Below are 18,801 nucleotides of genomic sequence, written 5' to 3'. Positions count from 1 at the left end.
CCTCCTGGTTGATCGTGTGCTGTCACTGCGACGCGCTGTCGTCGTCGAGACCCTCGAAGGCGGTGGTCTCGCGCTCCTGTTCATCGACGACGAGGTGCTGCTGCGCCTCGGGTGACATGAAGTACAACGTCTGGTAACCGCCGGCGCTGCGGTTGTAGACCGGACGCACCTGGGCCAGGAACCGTTCGATGCGCGGGTCATCGAAGCGGCTCTGATAGATCTCCATCCAGGCGAAGTACTGGTTGTCCTTGAGAAAGCCGGTGTACTGCTCGTGGGGTGCCAGGTCTCCAAGCGCCTCGGGATCGTTGAAGATGGTCATGGCGAAGTCCACGGCGTCGTGGATGTCATGGCCGTTGATCTCGAGTTCGAAGATGTCATAGCCCTGGCGTGCGATGACCTGCATGTTGGTGATCAGGTAGAGCAGCGCATAGTTCTGGTAGTGGGTGGCGCGACGACCACGCTCGATCTCCAGCGGAAAGGCGCCGCGCTCGGTCATGTCGGAGAGCGCAGAATGGATGGCGCTGACGCCGAAGCGAAACAGCTCATCGTCCTCGGTAATCACGCCGATCATGCTGGCGTAGAGGGCGCGGCGGTAGAAGTGGTTGTTGCAGCAGCTGTTGCCGGGCTGCCCCTGAATGGCGGCGTGCTTGTGGGCGAGCCGGTTGAGCCACTGCTCGACACGTTGCTTGGCCTGGTCGCTGCCCTCGACGCGGGGACGCACCACCGAGTAGGCCATGCCCGCGGCGAAGATCATCGATTCGGTGGCGAACCAGGCCTGAGGCTCCTTGGGATCGTAGTGGAAGTCGGTCAGGGCATCGTGCTGGGCCCATTGATCGAGAAAGGACACCAGGCAGTCGGCGTAGTAGGTGTCGCCGGTAGCCACGAAGGAGCCGGCGAGCATCGACACACTGTCCTCGAAGTCGAACAGGGGTTCGGATGCCAGTTCCCACTCCTTGGGGCTGGGATAATAGCCGGGGATCCGCAGGCGCGTGGTGATCGGCTCCTGGGCCAGCAGTTGCTGGCAGCTGGGTCCGTTGGTCAGTTGATCGAGCTCCTGCAACAGGATCGAGTTGTCGGTGTCGGCCAGTGTTTCCATGCGGGCCTCTACATCGAAGTAGGAGGCGTCAGGTCTGGTCACTCGGTAGTCGCTGAGGTCCAGCTCGGCCCGTTCTTCCAGGGTCATGGCGTGCGCGGACGATACCAGGGCGGCACCCATCGTCAGGCCGAGCGTCAGGCCCGTTGCCAGCTTTCCCGACAACCTGGCCGTCGGCCATCCCATCACTCTGTGTGCCAGACGCTTGAGCGGATTTGCCGAGCGTTGGTCGAAGTGGTGGCACCGGCCGGATTCGAATGCCGGCATCGATGGGCCCAGGCCTCGGGTGGGGAGGGGACCGGGGGATGAGCCATGGGATGGGTGCATCAAGCGTCTCCTTGGCGGCGCCCCTGGGGGCGCCGCGATCATGAACGGGGGGCGTAGAAACGGAAGTCGGCAAAGTCGGCGTGCTGGTCACTGGGGGTGCGCCAGTCCTCACCGTGGCCACCGAAGAAGGTCGAGAACATCAGGCCATCGATGTGCACGTCGTCGTCGGTACGGTAGGTGAGATCGGTCTGCTCGAGCACCGGCCGACCATCGACCCACACCCGGGCAATGCCGTTGGCCTTGCCGGGGTCGTTGAGGATGATCTCCTGCTCCAGGGTGACCCACTGACCGGTGGGGAAGGTGAAGCGACCTCGGGCCACCGAGTCGCCGTAGTCGCCCTCGCCGCCGACCACGTATTCGTAAAGTTCACCCTGGCCGTCTTCGCGCCACATGTAGCGCATGGAGAAGCCGTTCTCGCCGGTGACGTCGTCACCGCCGCTGGGCGCTTCGCCGCCGTAGAGCCCCGGCAGCTTGCCGCCCTTGACGAAGTTGAACCCGCTCTCGAAGCGAACCCGGTAGCTCAGGCAGGCGTGATCGCGCCCTTCGAGCGCGGAAGGCTCGGTGTAGAAGCCGGCGCCTCCGGTGTCGGTGTCGCCAGGCGAGGAGGTGTCCTCGGGATAGAGGACCCTGAGCGCCGGTGTCGCCGAATGACCCGACAACAGCTCGACGTTCTCCTCGGTACCCCAGGTACGGGTGGTGTCGAAGCCTTCGCGGATGGCGTCGTGGGCGCTTTTCTCACCCAGCGCAGGGGCGGGTGAGGCGACCAGCGGATGGCGCGCCGAGCAGGCGGCGACCTGGGGGACGCCGGGGCCCTGCTGATCGGCGTCGCTGTCATTGGCGCCGTTATCCGCCAGGGCGGGTTGGGTAGCGCAGATGGCCAGCAGGGTGGCGGACAGGCGCGTCGTCAGTGTCGACATGGCGTTCGATCTCCTGTTGGCTCACGACCACCGCGGTGGTCGTGGCAAGTGGGACGGATGCGTGTGAAGAAAGAGCGTGGCTCAGCCGGCGGTGTCGGCGGCGTCGTTGTCACCAATGCCCGAGAACATTTGGCTGGCCTGCTGGACCACCCGTCGGCCGCTCTGCCAGATCCACTCGGCGGTGGCACCCAGCAGGGCCTGTTCGGTAAAGCGCACGTCCACCGGAGTACCGACGCTTTCCACCGGCAGCGGCTTTTCCGGTACCAGCAGCACGCTGGCGACGTTCTGCTGTTGGCGTACCCAGCTCGGGAAGCCGGCGCGCGGCTGGCGCTCGATGTCCAGCGCCACGCTGCGCACCCGAGCGCTGATCGGGCCTGAGGCGTTGGGCAGCGACAGATAGGCGAGTTGATCGGGCTCGATGCGATCGATGTCGTCCATATGCACCAGCGCCTCGACCATGACCTCGTCGTCGCCGGTACGCATCAGCGTCATGATCTTTTCGCTTTCGTTGATGTAGGTGCCGTCGGAGCTCGACAGCGCCCACGCCACCAGACAGTCGCAGGGGCTGTAGATCTCGTTCTGGGACTGGCGCGCCTGCAGCGCGGTGACCCTGGACGCCTGGAAGTCTCGGGCGGTCTCGAACTGATCGATACGTGCACGAGCGATGTCCGGGGACACCGTCTCGAAGCTTACGGCGTCACCGTTGCCGGGCTCGGCGGAGTTGGCCAGGCTGACCTGTCCGCCATTGGCGCCGTCGAGGTTTTCCTGAAGGTTCTCGATCAGTTGGCTGTTGTAGCGCTGGGCGGCCTCGGCCAGGATCAGGTCGGACTCCAGATCGACGTCCTTGACCCGGGTGAGCCGCTCGTCCCGTGTGACACGGTCACCTGCCTTGAGCTCGTGCGCCATCAGGATGCCGGGGCTCGGTGCACGAATGTCGATGCGTGGCGCGGTGACAGCGGCGAAGTTGGGCTCGATCAGCATGAAGTTGCGATAGGCGGTGGCCGCGGCCACCACCGCGAGCACCGCGAAGCCGATGAACAGTGCCACGTAGCGGCCGATGGGTCTGGGCGGTCGAGCCGCCGCCTGGGGCGTGCTGCCGGTGCCGCGACGCTTGCGTGGGGTCTGGGCATCCTCGCCCTGGACCATCTGCTCGACGTCCAGCGGCCGACCGGCCAGGTGGGCGCGGACCACGCGGCGCAGCAGCTCAAGGTGGGAGGGGGAGATGTCGGTGATCTCGAAGCCGGCGTGGTGTGCGCCACCGCGACCTTCCAGCGCCAGGCTATGGCGGCACTGGGCGCTCACGGGTACCAGTAGCTCGCCGCTGGCGGTGGTGATGGCGATGCTGCCGCGCACCCTGGCGTCCTGGCGCATCGGGCGCGGGCTCTCGATGGCGAAGCCGCCCTGGGACAGGTCCAGTCCACGGAAGCGGTTGCCGTCATCGAAGCGCACCTCGAAGGTCGGCGAAACGCGGATGTAGCGGCGTTCATCGCGGCGCTCATGGGCCAGTCCCGAGCCTGCCGGTGCCTCTTCTTGGCGCGGCTGAGAGCGCGCATCGCCCAGATGGGGTTCGGCGCGCGGCGCGGGGTCCGGCTGACGAGCAGGCTCGTGGCGGGGTGTTGAGGTGTCCTTGTCGTCGAAGTAATCGCTCATATCGGTGTCCTGAAGTCAGTATTCGCTGAGCCGTGGCGGTGTCTGGCCGTACATGCGGTCCAGCGACAAAGTGTGGCCGTGTCGTCGTTGTCAGCCGTGGCGTGGCTGCACCTGGATGCGCAGGTCACTCAGCGACAGCCTGGTGTCGTGAAGATCGAGCGAGCAGCGCTGCTGGTCGGTGCAGCTCAACAGATCGCCGGGGGCTGGAGTGGTGCCCTGGGCGTCCTTGAGGTGATCGATCAAGGTCGGCGGAACCTCTAGCGTGGTGCCCTGGGGGCTGCCGCTGAGGTTGGTGGCTTCGCCGATGCTGCTTGCGCCCAGGCGTTCGATCAGCCGATCGCTGATCCGTAGCTCACCGGCGGGCAGGTGTAGCTCGCCCGAGCCGTCCTCGATGCGGCTGGCCAGCCAGCGACTGGCGTCAGGCAGCGCGGCACTGTCGCCGGGCACCGGGCCTGCACGCTCGAGGATCTTCAGCGAGGTAGCGTCAGGTACCTTCAGTACGCCGGTGGCCAGGGTCAGCACGAACAACATCAGGCAGACATGAAAGCCATGCAGCAGATGCCCCATGCGACGCTGGCGGCGTACCGCCTTTTCGTCACCAGGCTCACCGGCAGAAATGCCCTGGCGTGACCACTTCTGACGGTTGAAGCGAAAGCTCACGTAGGTCTTGAGCAGGGCGCCGTAGACCTGGTTGTAGTAGATCAGCGGGATCCACAGAAGGCTGAAGCGACCACGCTGCCAGGCCAGGATCGAGGTGGATATCCCGCGGGTGAACAGGATCCACAGGGCATAGGCGAAGATGAACGACGGCCGCACAAACAGCGTCACCAGGATCGCCACGATGGGGCCGATCAGGGTCGTCCACATGGACAGCCGCTGGTCGATCAGGCTCCACCAGGTGAACAGCCCCATCGGCCTCGGCCCCAGGGCAATGGCGCGACCGCTGGTGCGCAGCATGTTGCCGTACCAGCGACGCATCAGGTCGGTGGTCGAGGCAAAGAAGCGCTTGCGGTCCGGCAGCTCCTCGAATCCCGAGACGTAGACATCCGGCAGGTAGAGCATCTTCCAGCCGTTCTTGAGCAACCAGTACCAGGTCGACTTGTCGTCCCCGGACAGGAACTTGAAGTTGCCGAAGCGCCAATGCTCGACGTGGTCGTTCTCGACCATGTCGATAAAGTCCGGGTGGGTCGCCAGGTCGGCGCGGAAGGCGCTGTAGCGGCCGGTCAGGACCAGCAGCCGCTCGGACACCGACATCGAGCTCATCACCAGATGACGCTGGGCGTAACGCAGGTCGTACCACTCCTTGGTGGCATCGTTGCCGGTGACGATGGCGCTGTTGTTGGTGGTCAGGGCGCCGAGATCATCGCGCAGGGCAAAGAACGACAGCGAGCGCTCCAGGGTTCCGGGCTCGAGCAGGATATCCCCGTCCATGGACACCAGCAGGGCGTCGGGGGCCGGGGCCCGGCGCGAGATCGCACGCAGCACCTCGGCCATCGCCGAGCGCTTGCCGTCGCCCTTCTGGAACATGTAGCGGACCTCGATGTGCGACGGCCAGCGGTGTTCCTGCAGCACGTGGGAGATGATGTCCACGTCGGTCTGGTCCGAGACCGAGGCAAAGATGGTGGTCGGCACTCCATAGTGCCGGGTCTCCTCGATCAGCGCGTCGTAGACCCGGAAGCAGACGTCGGGGTCGATGCGAAAGGAGGTGCACAGCACGTAGAGCTCTGACGGCTTGCCGGACTCTCCCAGGGCGTCGGCCTCGGCCCGCATCTGTGGAAAGACGCGGCGGTTGTACCACACCGATCGCAGCGCCTGGACGAACCACCATGAATAGCGCCACGCACCGACCGCGCCAATGGCGAAGAAGAAGCTCTTCGACGCCGGCGAGAACACCTCGGAGGGCAACTCGCTGACCAGCACGATCAGCAGCGACAGCAGCAGCGCCAGGGTGGTCAGCTCCGTGGCCTTGCTGGCCACGGAGGTGTGCTTGGGTAGCGATGACATGGTGGCGTCCTTACACCCGGGGGTGTTGCAGGGAGGCGCCGCGACCCATGGCGTAGTATTCGAGACCCGCCGCTTCGACGTCCTCGGGTGAGAAGAGGTTGCGTCCATCGATCACCAGCGGGTGATTGAGGGTGCGCGCGATCTTGTCGAAGTCGACGGTGCGGAAGGCCTTCCACTCGGTGCAGATGACCAGGGCGTCGGCGCCTTCCAGGGCAGCGTCACGTTGCTTGGAGAGACACAGGTCCGAGCGCTCGCCGTAGATGCGATGGCACTCGGCGGCGGCCTCGGGGTCGTAGGCCTGGACCCGGGCGCCGGCTTGCCACAGCTGTTCCATCAATACCCGACTCGGCGCCTCGCGCATGTCATCGGTGTTGGGCTTGAAGGCGAGCCCCCACAGGGCGATGGTGCGGCCCTTGAGGTTGCCGTGGAGCGCCAGTTCCAGCTTGTCGAACAGCCGCGTCTTCTGGGCGTCGTTGACCGTTTCCACCGCCTGCAGCATGCGGGCGGGGGCGCCGACCTCGCTGGCGGTGCGGGCCAGTGCCTTGACGTCCTTGGGGAAGCAGGAGCCGCCGTAGCCACAGCCGGGATAGATGAAGTGGTAGCCGATACGCGGGTCGCTGCCGATACCGTGGCGGACCTGTTCGACGTCCGCACCCAGGTGCTCGGCCAGGTTGGCGATCTCGTTGATGAAGCTGATCTTGGTGGCGAGCATGGCGTTGGCGGCGTACTTGGTCAGTTCGGCGCTGCGCACGTCCATGAACATCAGCTTGTCGCGCTGCCGGCTGTAGGGGCCATAGCACTCGCGCATCAGCTTGCGGACCTTGTCGCTGTCGGTACCGATGACGATCCGCGCCCCCCGCGAGAAGTCATCGATAGCCGCGCCTTCCTTGAGGAATTCCGGGTTGGAACAGACGTCGAAGTCGACCTCGGCCTGGCGTCCCTCCAGGGTATCGGCCACCGCCTGATGAACCTTGTCGGCGGTCCCCACCGGGACGGTGGACTTGTTGATGATGACGCGATACCCATCCATGTATTGCCCGATGGTACGGGCCACACCAAGGACGTGGGTCAGGTCGGCGCTGCCGTCCTCGTCAGGGGGCGTTCCGACCGCGATGAACTGCAGCAGGCCATGGGCCACCCCTTCCTCCGGGCTATCGGAGAAGGTCAGGCGCTCGTCTTCCATATTGTGGCGGATCAGGTCCTCGAGGCCTGGTTCGTAGATCGGTACCTCACCGCGCTTGAGGCGGGCGACCTTGACCTGATCGACGTCCACACACATCACGTCGTGTCCCACATCGGCCAGGCAGGCGCCGGTGACCAGTCCTACGTAACCCGAGCCGTGAATCGTGATTTTCATGAACTCACTCCTTGCCGTCGCTTGTGATATTGGCGGCCTTGCCTCGGGCGTCGGAGGGACGCCGGGAAAGCCTTGTTCTGACCGCAATGAGGGCAAGGATCGATCCAGTTATTTTTTTGTCTTTAAAAAACAAAGATTTATTGGATTGTGTGCTCTAGTGAGCGTTCTCCGGGATGGCCGATGGTCGGCTGGGATGTCGCTATTAGGAGACAATGGCGTGCGACGTTCGTATAAATCATTAAAAATCAGTGGCTTATATGTTGCTCTATGGATACGCCGATGATTTTTCTTGTAGTAACTTGTTGAAATACAAGTGAAAACACTGTTCTTTTACGTTTCTTCGAACGACAGGTGATCATGGCATCATGCTTGAGACGGTTTTTGCGGCATGACGATCGCCATGCTGACGTTGTCGACGCCGAGTAGCGGCAGAGCTGCCAGGCGTCGAGCCGCGGCGAACGTCGAGCTGGACGACCCGGCAGTGAAACAGCGCCATCAGCGGATGAGGGGAGGAATGCTTTGTTTAACAGTGGCTTATGCCTTGATCGGGGCCCGGGCGGGGATGCCTCGAGGAGCTGATGCTTATATGCGTCCACTGAAAAGCATGAGGTTTCTAGCCATTCGCGGAGTTAGTTAAGCATGAGTGACAAGAAGTTATTAGCGTTAAATATATAGACGTTGTTTTCAGAAGTTTGCATAAAACACCAATTAAATAGATGTGCCCTTAAAATACTGTACTTGAGTCCAATGCTAGTCATAAAAGAGCTTCGCTAATACTGCTTCCACAGTGTGCCGATAAAGTGCGCTATCGAGGACAAGAGTGTCCTTGGGCGCGCTCGATAAACGACAACGAGCGTCAGGGGAAGCGACATGAGCACGGCGACAGTGGTGATGGTACAGGGGCAGGCATTTGTTCAGGGCACCGATGGTAGCCTTCGCGAACTCAAGCCGGGAGACGTGATCTCCGATGGGGAACGCCTGGTGACGTCACAGGGTGGCGAAATCTCGATTTCGCCTGGTGGCGTCGGCGACCCCGTGACACTTTCCGGTAGCGGACAGGTGCGCCTGTTGCCTTCCACCACTGAGCCGGCCGGCCCTTCTCTGGTCGATCAGGGTATCGTGCAGATTTCCGACGACTCGGCGCCCATCGCCGCGCCCGCGACCCCTTTGGGCAGCCCGGTGACGGCTGGCGCGGCTGTTGGCATCGATTCACCGGTTCCCGAGGGTACCCAGGCGGCCGCCTCCACGGACGCCGAGCTCGCGGCCCTCGCCCAGATCGCCGAGCAGGCCGACAACGTGCTGGGTGACGAAGAACTCAACGAGCTGTTGGCCGCCATCGACTCCGGCGAAGGCGACCTGTTCGATGATCTTGAAGATCCGGCGGCCGGCGGCACTGGTGGGGGAGGGGACGACGAGGGCAGTGGGTTTGTCCGTCTGCTGCGCATTGTGGAGACGGTGGATCCTCTGGCCTTCCAGTTTGGCCTTGAGGGGCGCGATGGTCCCATCGAGCGCGATTTCACCGGTGTCGACGCGGTGGATCCCGGCGATGACGATGAAGGTGTCACTCTGACAGGTCTCGACGGCCCAGAAGATCCTGCGGGTTCCGGTGGTCCTGGCAGTCCCGACGGTCCTGGCGGCCCCGGCAGCCCTGGCGGACCCGATGGCCCCGATGGCCCCGATGGCCCCGGTGGCCCTGGCGGATCAGGCGACCTGCCGATCGGCGCCGCTGGCGCCGAGCAGGTGCTGTTCGAAGCGGACCTGGCGGGTGGTAGCCGTGGCGATGCCTCCCAGCTGGTTCAAACCGGCTCCTTTGGTTTTAGTTCACCTGACGGCCTGGCCACCCTGAGCGTGGGGCCGGTGTCCTTGACGCTTGCCCAGCTCAATGCCCTGGGAACCTCGCCGGTGACGATCGTCACCGATCACGGTGTGGTGACGCTGACCGGCTTCACGGGCTCGGCCTCGGGGGGAACCGTCAGCTACACCTATGAACTGACCGATAACGTCGACAATGACAGCGTTGCCGGCGCCACCGATGGCGGCTATCTCGAGAGTCTGAACGTCCAGGCGGTGGATGTGGACGGCAGCAGCGCCAGCGGCTCGCTCGACATTTTGATCGTGGATGACGCGCCCCGCGCCGAAGACGATCCTACCGTCGAGACCACCGACGATACAGCGGTTAGTCTCAACGTCATCACCAATACGACCGGCGCCGATACGCTCGGTGCAGACGGCGCCGAGCTGACCGCTGCAGAACTGGTGGACAGCACCGCCGGTAGCCTGGACTTCAACGCCGACGGTACCATCACCTTTACCCCGGCGGCGGGCTTCGAGGGGACCGCCGAGATCCTCTATACCCTGACCGACAACGACGGTGATACCAGCCAGGCGACCTGGCGGGTGGTGGTGGAGGACGATGAGCCCGAGATCGAGATCAATCCCGAGTCGCCCAATGCCTCGGGCAACAACGAGGTGGACGAGGCGGGTCTCGACGACGGCGGGAGCAAGGCACAGACCGACCTGGAGACCACCAGCGGTGCGATCAACATCGACACCGGCAGTGACACCCTGGCCTCGCTGAAGATCGTGGACAAGGATGGCACCCAGGTCGACGTGACCAATGGCGGTACCGTGCAAGGCGTCTACGGCACCCTGACGGTGACCGAGTCGAACGGCGACTACAGCTACAGCTACACCCTGGCTGACAACACCGAAGACCACACGACCCAAGGCACCGCCACCGATGATGTGAAGGACGACTTCGCGCTGGTGATCGAGGACAGCGACGGCGACGTCAACGACAGCGCCACGCTGACCATCGACATCAAGGACGACGTGCCCCTGGCCAACGACGACGAGACCATCGGCGCGTCCGACAATGCCCCGGTCATGTTGAATGTCATCGACGATGGGCCTGGTGCCGATACGCTCGGTGCCGACGGCGCCGAGCTGACCGCTGCGGAGCTTTCGGACAGCACCGCCGGCAGCCTGGCATTCGACGCCAACGGTACCATCACCTTTACCCCGGCGGCGGGCTTCGAGGGGACCGCCGAGATCCTCTATACCCTGACCGACAACGACGGTGATACCAGCCAGGCGACCTGGCGGGTGGTGGTGGAGGACGATGAGCCCGAGATCGAGATCAATCCCGAGTCGCCCAATGCCTCGGGCAACAACGAGGTGGACGAGGCGGGTCTCGACGACGGCGGGAGCAAGGCACAGACCGACCTGGAGACCACCAGCGGTGCGATCAACATCGACACCGGCAGTGACACCCTGGCCTCGCTGAAGATCGTGGACAAGGATGGCACCCAGGTCGACGTGACCAATGGCGGTACCGTGCAAGGCGTCTACGGCACCCTGACGGTGACCGAGTCGAACGGCGACTACAGCTACAGCTACACCCTGGCTGACAACACCGAAGACCACACGACCCAAGGCACCGCCACCGATGATGTGAAGGACGACTTCGCGCTGGTGATCGAGGACAGCGACGGCGACGTCAACGACAGCGCCACGCTGACCATCGACATCAAGGACGACGTGCCCCTGGCCAACGACGACGAGACCATCGGCGCGTCCGACAATGCCCCGGTCATGTTGAATGTCATCGACGATGGGCCTGGTGCCGATACGCTCGGTGCCGACGGCGCCGAGCTGACCGCTGCGGAGCTTTCGGACAGCACCGCCGGCAGCCTGGCATTCGACGCCAACGGTACCATCACCTTTACCCCGGCGGCGGGCTTCGAGGGGACCGCCGAGATCCTCTATACCCTGACCGACAACGACGGTGATACCAGCCAGGCGACCTGGCGGGTGGTGGTGGAGGACGATGAGCCCGAGATCGAGATCAATCCCGAGTCGCCCAATGCCTCGGGCAACAACGAGGTGGACGAGGCGGGTCTCGACGACGGCGGGAGCAAGGCACAGACCGACCTGGAGACCACCAGCGGTGCGATCAACATCGACACCGGCAGTGACACCCTGGCCTCGCTGAAGATCGTGGACAAGGATGGCACCCAGGTCGACGTGACCAATGGCGGTACCGTGCAAGGCGTCTACGGCACCCTGACGGTGACCGAGTCGAACGGCGACTACAGCTACAGCTACACCCTGGCTGACAACACCGAAGACCACACGACCCAGGGCACCGCCACCGATGATGTGAAGGACGACTTCGCGCTGGTGATCGAGGACAGCGACGGCGACGTCAACAACAGCGCCACGCTGACCATCGACATCAAGGACGACGTGCCCCTGGCCGAGGACGACGAGACCACCGGTGCGTCCGACAATGCCCCGGTCACCCTGAACGTTATCAACGATGGGCCAGGCGCCGATACGCTCGGTGCCGACGGCGCCGAGCTGACCGCTGCGGAGCTTTCGGACAGCACCGCCGGCAGCCTGGCATTCGACGCCAACGGTACCATCACCTTTACCCCGGCGGCGGGCTTCGAGGGGACCGCCGAGATCCTCTATACCCTGACCGACAACGACGGTGATACCAGCCAGGCGACCTGGCGGGTGGTGGTGGAGGACGACGAGCCCGAGATCGAGATCAATCCCGAGTCGCCCAATGCCTCGGGCAACAACGAGGTGGACGAGGCGGGTCTCGATGACGGCGGCAGCCAGGCACAGACCGACCTGGAGACCACCAGCGGTGGGATCAACATCGACACCGGCAGTGACACCCTGGCCTCGCTGAAGATCGTGGACAAGGATGGCACCCAGGTCGACGTGACCAATGGCGGTACCGTGCAAGGCGTCTACGGCACCCTGACGGTGACCGAGTCGAACGGCGACTACAGCTACAGCTACACCCTGGCTGACAACACCGAAGACCACACGACCCAAGGCACCGCCACCGATGATGTGAAGGACGACTTCGCGCTGGTGATCGAGGACAGCGACGGCGACGTCAACGACAGCGCCACGCTGACCATCGACATCAAGGACGACGTGCCCCTGGCCAACGACGACGAGACCATCGGCGCGTCCGACAATGCCCCGGTCATGTTGAATGTCATCGACGATGGGCCTGGTGCCGATACGCTCGGTGCCGACGGCGCCGAGCTGACCGCTGCGGAGCTTTCGGACAGCACCGCCGGCAGCCTGGCATTCGACGCCAACGGTACCATCACCTTTACCCCGGCGGCGGGCTTCGAGGGACCGCCGAGATCCTCTATACCCTGACCGACAACGACGGTGATACCAGCCAGGCGACCTGGCGGGTGGTGGTGGAGGACGATGAGCCCGAGATCGAGATCAATCCCGAGTCGCCCAATGCCTCGGGCAACAACGAGGTGGACGAGGCGGGTCTCGACGACGGCGGGAGCAAGGCACAGACCGACCTGGAGACCACCAGCGGTGCGATCAACATCGACACCGGCAGTGACACCCTGGCCTCGCTGAAGATCGTGGACAAGGATGGCACCCAGGTCGACGTGACCAATGGCGGTACCGTGCAAGGCGTCTACGGCACCCTGACGGTGACCGAGTCGAACGGCGACTACAGCTACAGCTACACCCTGGCTGACAACACCGAAGACCACACGACCCAAGGCACCGCCACCGATGATGTGAAGGACGACTTCGCGCTGGTGATCGAGGACAGCGACGGCGACGTCAACGACAGCGCCACGCTGACCATCGACATCAAGGACGACGTGCCCCTGGCCAACGACGACGAGACCACCGGTGCGTCCGACAATGCCCCGGTCACCCTGAACGTTATCAACGATGGGCCAGGCGCCGATACGCTCGGTGCCGACGGCGCCGAGCTGACCGCTGCGGAGCTTTCGGACAGCACCGCCGGCAGCCTGGACTTCAACGCCGACGGTACCATTACCTTTAGTCCGTCGGCGGGCTTCGAGGGGACCGCCGAGATCCTCTATACCCTGACCGACAACGACGGTGATACCAGCCAGGCGACCTGGCGGGTGGTGGTGGAGGACGATGAGCCCGAGATCGAGATCAATCCCGAGTCGCCCAATGCCTCGGGCAACAACGAGGTGGACGAGGCGGGTCTCGACGACGGCGGCAGCCAGGCGGCCACCGATCTGGAGACCACCAGCGGTGCGATCAACATCGACACCGGCAGTGACACCCTGGCCTCGCTGAAGATCGTGGACAAGGATGGCACCCAGGTCGACGTGACCAATGGCGGTACCGTGCAAGGCGTCTACGGCACCCTGACGGTGACCGAGTCGAACGGCGACTACAGCTACAGCTACACCCTGGCTGACAACACCGAAGACCACATGACCCAGGGCACCGCCACCGATGATGTGAAGGATGACTTCGCGCTGGTGATCGAGGACAGCGACGGCGACGTCAACGACAGCGCCACCCTGACCATCGACATCAAGGATGACGTGCCCCAGGTGTTCTCCGAGGCGGAGCACGCCCTGGAAAGTGGCAACGGCACTTTGGACTTCGGACCCAACGTCGGAGCCGATGGGGTCGGGGAGGTGGTCTTTGCCGCCGCCCTCGACGGACAGCCGGCGACGGATAGCCAGGGCAACGCGCTGCGAGTCGACGGCAAGCCGCTGAGTTATCGTTTGAGCGTTGATGGAACGACGCTGTACGCCGAAAGCGCTGACGGTGCCGAGGACGGCTTCAGCGTCACGCTCAACGCAGCAGGTGATGGCTACAGCGTCGAGGTGATCGGTGCGATCACCAATGGCGAGGCGTTCGACTCAAGCCCGGCAGATGCAGAGACGATCGGTGACTATCTGGCCTTGCACGCCGGTGATGACGTCGCGGTCAACGACCTCTTGCTATCGGGAACGACCGACCAGGATAGCGACGGCCGTATCGCCCTTGGTACCGACGGGACCCTGCGCATCGATGCGCTCAAGGGCGTTAGCGCCTCCGGGACGACGCCCGAGTGGCAGGACCACGTTGGCCTGACCAGCTATTCGCAGAAGGTCCACGTGACCAACGGTGTCACCGCCGCTCTGTTGCTCTCTGCCGTCGTGTTCGATGCTGAAGGCGCAGGCAGCGGTGATCCAGGGGCGACCAGTGGTGTCGCCATGGATCTCGGCGTCGATGATGTCAAGGTGTTCGACGCTCGGGGCGTGGATGTCACGGGAAAGGTGTCGCTGGTCGATACCGGCGATGGCGTCAAGATCGACGGCTTAAAGGATGGCTGGGAAGTGCGCCTGAGCACCGGTGACGATCGCCCCTTCGAGGCGGTCTCCATCGAGGCGCAGCAGAGTGGCAGTGAGTCCCCTGGCGATCTGTCATTGGGTGACATCAACCATCGCAGCGGCGAGCAGCGCGAGGACTTCGAGGTCCCCCTCGGTCTGGTCGGTGTCGATGGCGACGGCGATCGGCTCGAGAGCACCCTGACCCTCAACGGAGAGGCACCGGATACTCTGTACGTGGATGACAACGACGACAGCGAACAGGCCGGTGGTGATGGCGACGACGTGCTGATCGGCGACGCCGGCGGGGTGGACCAGCAACAGCCTGAAAACTACAACCTGTCGCTGATCATCGACAGCTCGGGCAGCATGGGCAATGCCTCGGGCACTGCCGGCAAGACGCGGATGCAGCTGGCCAAGGACGCCCTGGAGAATCTGCTGGAGCAGCTCCAGACCTACGGCGGGACCATCAATCTACAACTGGTGGATTTCGACAGTGGTGTCCGGAGCAACAGTGATGGCTCTGGTGTGGTCGGGGTCGACACGCTCGTCATCGAAGACTTTGACGCTTCAGATCTGACGCAAGCCTTGGACTTTATCGACGACATGGTGGCCCAGGGCGGCACCAACTACGAGGCGGGCTTCCGTGAAGCTCAGACCTTCTTCAGCGAGCAATACACGTCGACACCCGGATACAAGAACCTGGCCCTGTTTCTCACCGACGGTGAGCCGACGTTCTATCTGGACGACGCTGATGGAGATGGCACCCCCGGCCGCTACGGCCCCGGCGGAAACAACAGCGTACCCGTCATGAACAATTCCCTGGAAGCGTTCCAGGATCTTGCACCAGCCACGCCAGGGGCAGACTATCCGGCGGTGGAGGTGGCCGCCATCGGCATCGGCAACGGGATCAACGAGGAAACGCTTGAGTACTTCGATAACAGCAACGTCGATGGCACCGGAAGCCTGACCATCGGCGGTACGACCTTTGATGATCCGGTCGGCCAGGTGCAGATCGTCAACGACGAGGATGGACTCAACAACGCCATCCAGGAAGCCGCGGGAGGGCTTCTGCAACTTGGCGATGACGTCCTGTCGGGCGGAGGCGGCGACGACATCCTGGTCGGCGATGTGCTCAACAGCGACCATCTGGCCTGGACGAATACCGACACCGGTGAGGTCTTTACCGCGGGAGGGCATGACGGTCTGGGCTACGAAGGGCTCTACGAATACGTCAAGTGGGGAGTCAATGGTGGTACCGAACCCACCGATGGCGAAATGATCGGTTATATCCGGGACAATCTCGACGATCTGATCGACGACACGCGAAATGATGGCGGTAGCAACACCCTGGACGGCGGCGAAGGCAACGATACTCTGATCGGCGGCTCGGGAGCGGATAATCTGCTCGGCGGTGTGGGCGACGATACCCTGGTCGGTGGGGCCGGCGCGGATACCCTGGTCGGAGGCGCGGGCAACGATATCATCGACCTGGGCACCGGTGCCGATGTGGTCGCCTGGAGCGATGGCGACGCTGGGACCAGTGCTGCGCCTGCCAGTGATGAGGTCAACGACTTTACCCTGGGGGACGTCGGCAGTGACGCCGAGGCCGATCGCCTGGAGATGGCAGACCTGCTTGATGGGGCGACCGAGGCAAGCGTCAATGACTACCTCTATGCCGAGGAGGACGGCAGTGGCAATACCGTGCTGTACGTGAAGAGCGATGGTGGTATCGGTACCGGAGGAAACGATGCCGATCAGGTCATTACCCTCAATGGCGTCGACATGGGGGGGCAGGACTCGGCGGCCTTCCTGCAGCAGATGATCGACGACGGCCAGCTGCAGGTGGAGTAGCAGGTTGAGTTGCAGGGCTGCGGTCTCTCTCGGCGCATCCGGGGGAGGCCGACGCCGGACAGGGCTGTCCGGTCTCGGCGAGTGAAAAGGAACAGAGCCCGGCTATCGTCGGGCTCTGTGTCGTCGAGACGAGCGGCTCTTGTGGCACGCGGCGCTAGGCGCCTATCGGCGCACGGGACGCGTGCCGGAGTTGGATGTGATCAGAAGTCGATGCCGCGGCGGGCCTTGAGGCCATTGGTGAAGCCGTGCTTGACCTCCTGCATCTCGGTCACGGTGTCGGCCATGGCAACCAGTTCGCGATGGGCGTTGCGCCCGGTGATGATGACCGTCTGCTCGGCAGGCCGGTTGGCGATGGCCGTGCGCACGGTGTCGATGTCCAGGTAGCCGAACTTGAGCATGTAGGTGATCTCGTCGAGCACCACCAGATAGACCTCGGGGTCGGCCAGCATGCGGCTGGCCTCCTGCCAGACCTCGCGGCATGCCTGGGTGTCCGATTCGCGATTCTGGGTATCCCAGGTGAAACCGGTGGCCATGATCGCCACCTCGAGGTTGTCGTCGGCCTCGAGACGGTCGCGTTCTCCGCACTCCCACAGTCCCTTGATGAACTGCACCACGCCCACCCGGTAGCCGTAACCCAGGGCGCGGGTGACGGTGCCCCAGGCGGCGGTGGTCTTGCCCTTTCCGTTGCCGGTAAACACCAGCATCAGCCCGCGCTCCTCGTCGGCGGCGGCGACCTTGGCGTCGACGTGGGACTTGAGCTTCTCCATGGCCTTCTTGTGTCGGGTGTTTCTGTCCTGCTCGCTCATGCCGGCTCCCGCTGTCTGGTGAAAAGCGCAGGGTAGCCGAGGCGGACGCCGGCGTCAGCCCGGATATGCCTTTCCGCCTCAGCCGGGATCATTGGCTGGAAGGCTCTGGCGTCCCGCCTGGGGCGAAGCCGTGTTGGCCGAGCGTGCCTGTCGGCGCGCCTCCATGCGCCTGGCAAAGACGTCCATCAGGCGATCGTAGAGCGCCGCCCCCAATACACTGTCCTCGATGCCCGCATCGATGTTGGGATTGTCGTTGACCTCGATCACCAGCACGCGGTCGCCGATCTGCTTGAGGTCGACACCGTAGAGGCCATTGCCGATCAGCCGGGTGGCCTTGAGTGCGGTACGCAGCACGTCGGCCGGCACCTCGTCGATGGGGTGGCTGCTGAAGCCGCCGCTACGGGTACGAGCCCCGGAATGATCGTAGATCTGCCAATGGCCACGGGCCATGTAGTAGCGGCTGGCGAACAGCGGAGCACCGTCGAGCACGCCGATTCGCCAGTCGTATTCGGTAGGCAGCCATTCCTGCAGCAACAGCAGATCCGAGCTCTTGAACAGGATATCGGCTTCCCGCGCCAGCGATTCGCTGGACGTCACCTTGACGATGCCACGGGAGAAGGCGCCGTCAGGCACCTTGAGCACCCTCGGATAGTTGAGACCCTGCGTCTGTTCGAGTAGACGTGCTCGATCCGAACGCTTGAGCAACAGCCCCTGGGGAGCGGCGACCCCCCGGGTGCGCAGCAGTTCATGCAGATAGACCTTGTTGGTGCAGCGCAGAATGTCCTGGGGCGCGTCGATCACCACCATGCCTTCGTGCTCGGCACGCCGGGCCATCCGCCAGGTGGGGTGGTCGAGGGCGGTGGTCTGGCGCAGAAACAGCCCGTCGAACTCGGCCAGTCGAGCGCTGTCGCGATGGGTGATCAGCGAGACGTTGATGCCCTGGCGCCGACCGGCGCGGATAAAGCGCTTGAGCGCGCCCTTGTTGCTGGGCGGCAGGTGTTCTTCAGGGTCGATCAACATGGCCAGGTCGAAGCGATAGCGTCGTCGTGCCCTGGGGGTGCGCCAGACCTTCAGCGAATGGCGATTGAGGGCGCGAGCGAAGGCGTCCTGCTCGTCTTCGTGAAGCCGCCCAAGCGCAAGCGGGCGCAGCCGCACCAGTCGATAGCCCTGGGCGGTGCGATTCAGGCGCGCTTCCATCAGCGGACAGGGAAGTCGCTCGAACAGGCGGCGGGCGACACGTGCCAGCAAGGGCTCGACGCATTCGCCGAAGAACACCCTGAAATGGACGTCATCGCCGAGTCGCTCGACAGCAGCGGGCCGGCTCAGTTCATCGAGCAGCCCGGTAAGGCCCTCGAGCTGCATGTCGGTGGTCGACTTGCGGCGTAGTGAGTTGAGGGTGTCGACGCTGGGGATCACTCTGGCACCTCGCGCCTGGGCAAGCAGCGAGACATAGTAGCCTCGGCCCAGGTAGCCGAGGTCGGAACACAGGTTGATGACCTGTGAGCTGGTGGCGCCCGAGGTGGCCTTGGCATCGGCGATGTCCGCGGCGTCGACATAGTGGTCGGCGTCGATCACAACGTCACTGGGGTGGTAGGGCTGCCAGTCGCGCTGGCGGTCGACAACGATACGCAGGGCGCACATCGCAAGA

Annotated in this window: 9 protein-coding genes; 2 read left to right on the top strand and 7 right to left on the bottom strand. The window is 64.0% G+C overall.

The genetic code is table 11. From position 1 onward, the window contains the following. Nucleotides 1-22: 22 nt before the first annotated feature. The 5 genes from NKF27_RS14725 to NKF27_RS14705 form a co-directional block, all read right to left on the bottom strand. Nucleotides 23-1,183, bottom strand: a complete 1,161-nt coding sequence (locus NKF27_RS14725) for an alginate lyase family protein (RefSeq protein ID WP_253552709.1) — start codon at nt 1,181-1,183, stop codon at nt 23-25. Between the two features lie 275 nt (nt 1,184-1,458). After that, on the bottom strand, nt 1,459-2,337 hold the full coding sequence (locus tag NKF27_RS14720; RefSeq protein ID WP_253552707.1) for a polysaccharide lyase: 879 nt from the start codon (nt 2,335-2,337) through the stop codon (nt 1,459-1,461). Nucleotides 2,338-2,418: 81 nt separating this feature from the next. Then, entirely contained in the window at nt 2,419-3,987 is a 1,569-nt protein-coding gene (locus tag NKF27_RS14715) for a PilZ domain-containing protein (protein WP_253552705.1), read from the bottom strand. A gap of 90 nt (nt 3,988-4,077) precedes the next feature. Next, entirely contained in the window at nt 4,078-5,991 is a 1,914-nt protein-coding gene (locus tag NKF27_RS14710; RefSeq protein ID WP_253552703.1) for a glycosyltransferase, read from the bottom strand. 10 nt (nt 5,992-6,001) lie between these two features. Beyond that, nucleotides 6,002-7,348: a UDP-glucose/GDP-mannose dehydrogenase family protein gene (locus NKF27_RS14705; RefSeq protein WP_253552696.1), complete on the bottom strand. Its 1,347-nt coding sequence runs from the start codon at nt 7,346-7,348 to the stop codon at nt 6,002-6,004. 870 nt (nt 7,349-8,218) lie between these two features. Between NKF27_RS14705 and NKF27_RS14700 the strand changes: the two genes are divergently transcribed. Together NKF27_RS14700 and NKF27_RS14695 are read left to right on the top strand one after the other, a co-directional pair. Beyond that, nucleotides 8,219-12,538 (top strand): retention module-containing protein, encoded by a 4,320-nt coding sequence (locus tag NKF27_RS14700; RefSeq protein ID WP_253552694.1) that lies wholly within the window; start codon nt 8,219-8,221, stop codon nt 12,536-12,538. A gap of 44 nt (nt 12,539-12,582) precedes the next feature. Beyond that, nucleotides 12,583-16,347, top strand: a complete 3,765-nt coding sequence (locus NKF27_RS14695; RefSeq protein ID WP_253552692.1) for a type I secretion C-terminal target domain-containing protein — start codon at nt 12,583-12,585, stop codon at nt 16,345-16,347. A gap of 200 nt (nt 16,348-16,547) precedes the next feature. Here NKF27_RS14695 and cobO read toward each other — a convergent pair whose 3' ends face one another. Together cobO and NKF27_RS14685 are read right to left on the bottom strand one after the other, a co-directional pair. After that, a complete protein-coding gene (cobO, locus tag NKF27_RS14690; protein ID WP_045992569.1) occupies nt 16,548-17,153 on the bottom strand; it encodes a cob(I)yrinic acid a,c-diamide adenosyltransferase in 606 nt (201 codons plus the stop codon). A 78-nt stretch (nt 17,154-17,231) separates the two neighbouring features. Continuing rightward, nucleotides 17,232-18,794, bottom strand: a complete 1,563-nt coding sequence (locus NKF27_RS14685) for a RimK family protein (protein ID WP_253552691.1) — start codon at nt 18,792-18,794, stop codon at nt 17,232-17,234. Nucleotides 18,795-18,801: the final 7 nt, after the last annotated feature.

This window comes from Halomonas sp. DN3, from assembly GCF_024137905.1.
GTDB lineage: Bacteria > Pseudomonadota > Gammaproteobacteria > Pseudomonadales > Halomonadaceae > Halomonas > Halomonas litopenaei.
This window is presented reverse-complemented; position numbering and strand designations above follow the sequence as displayed.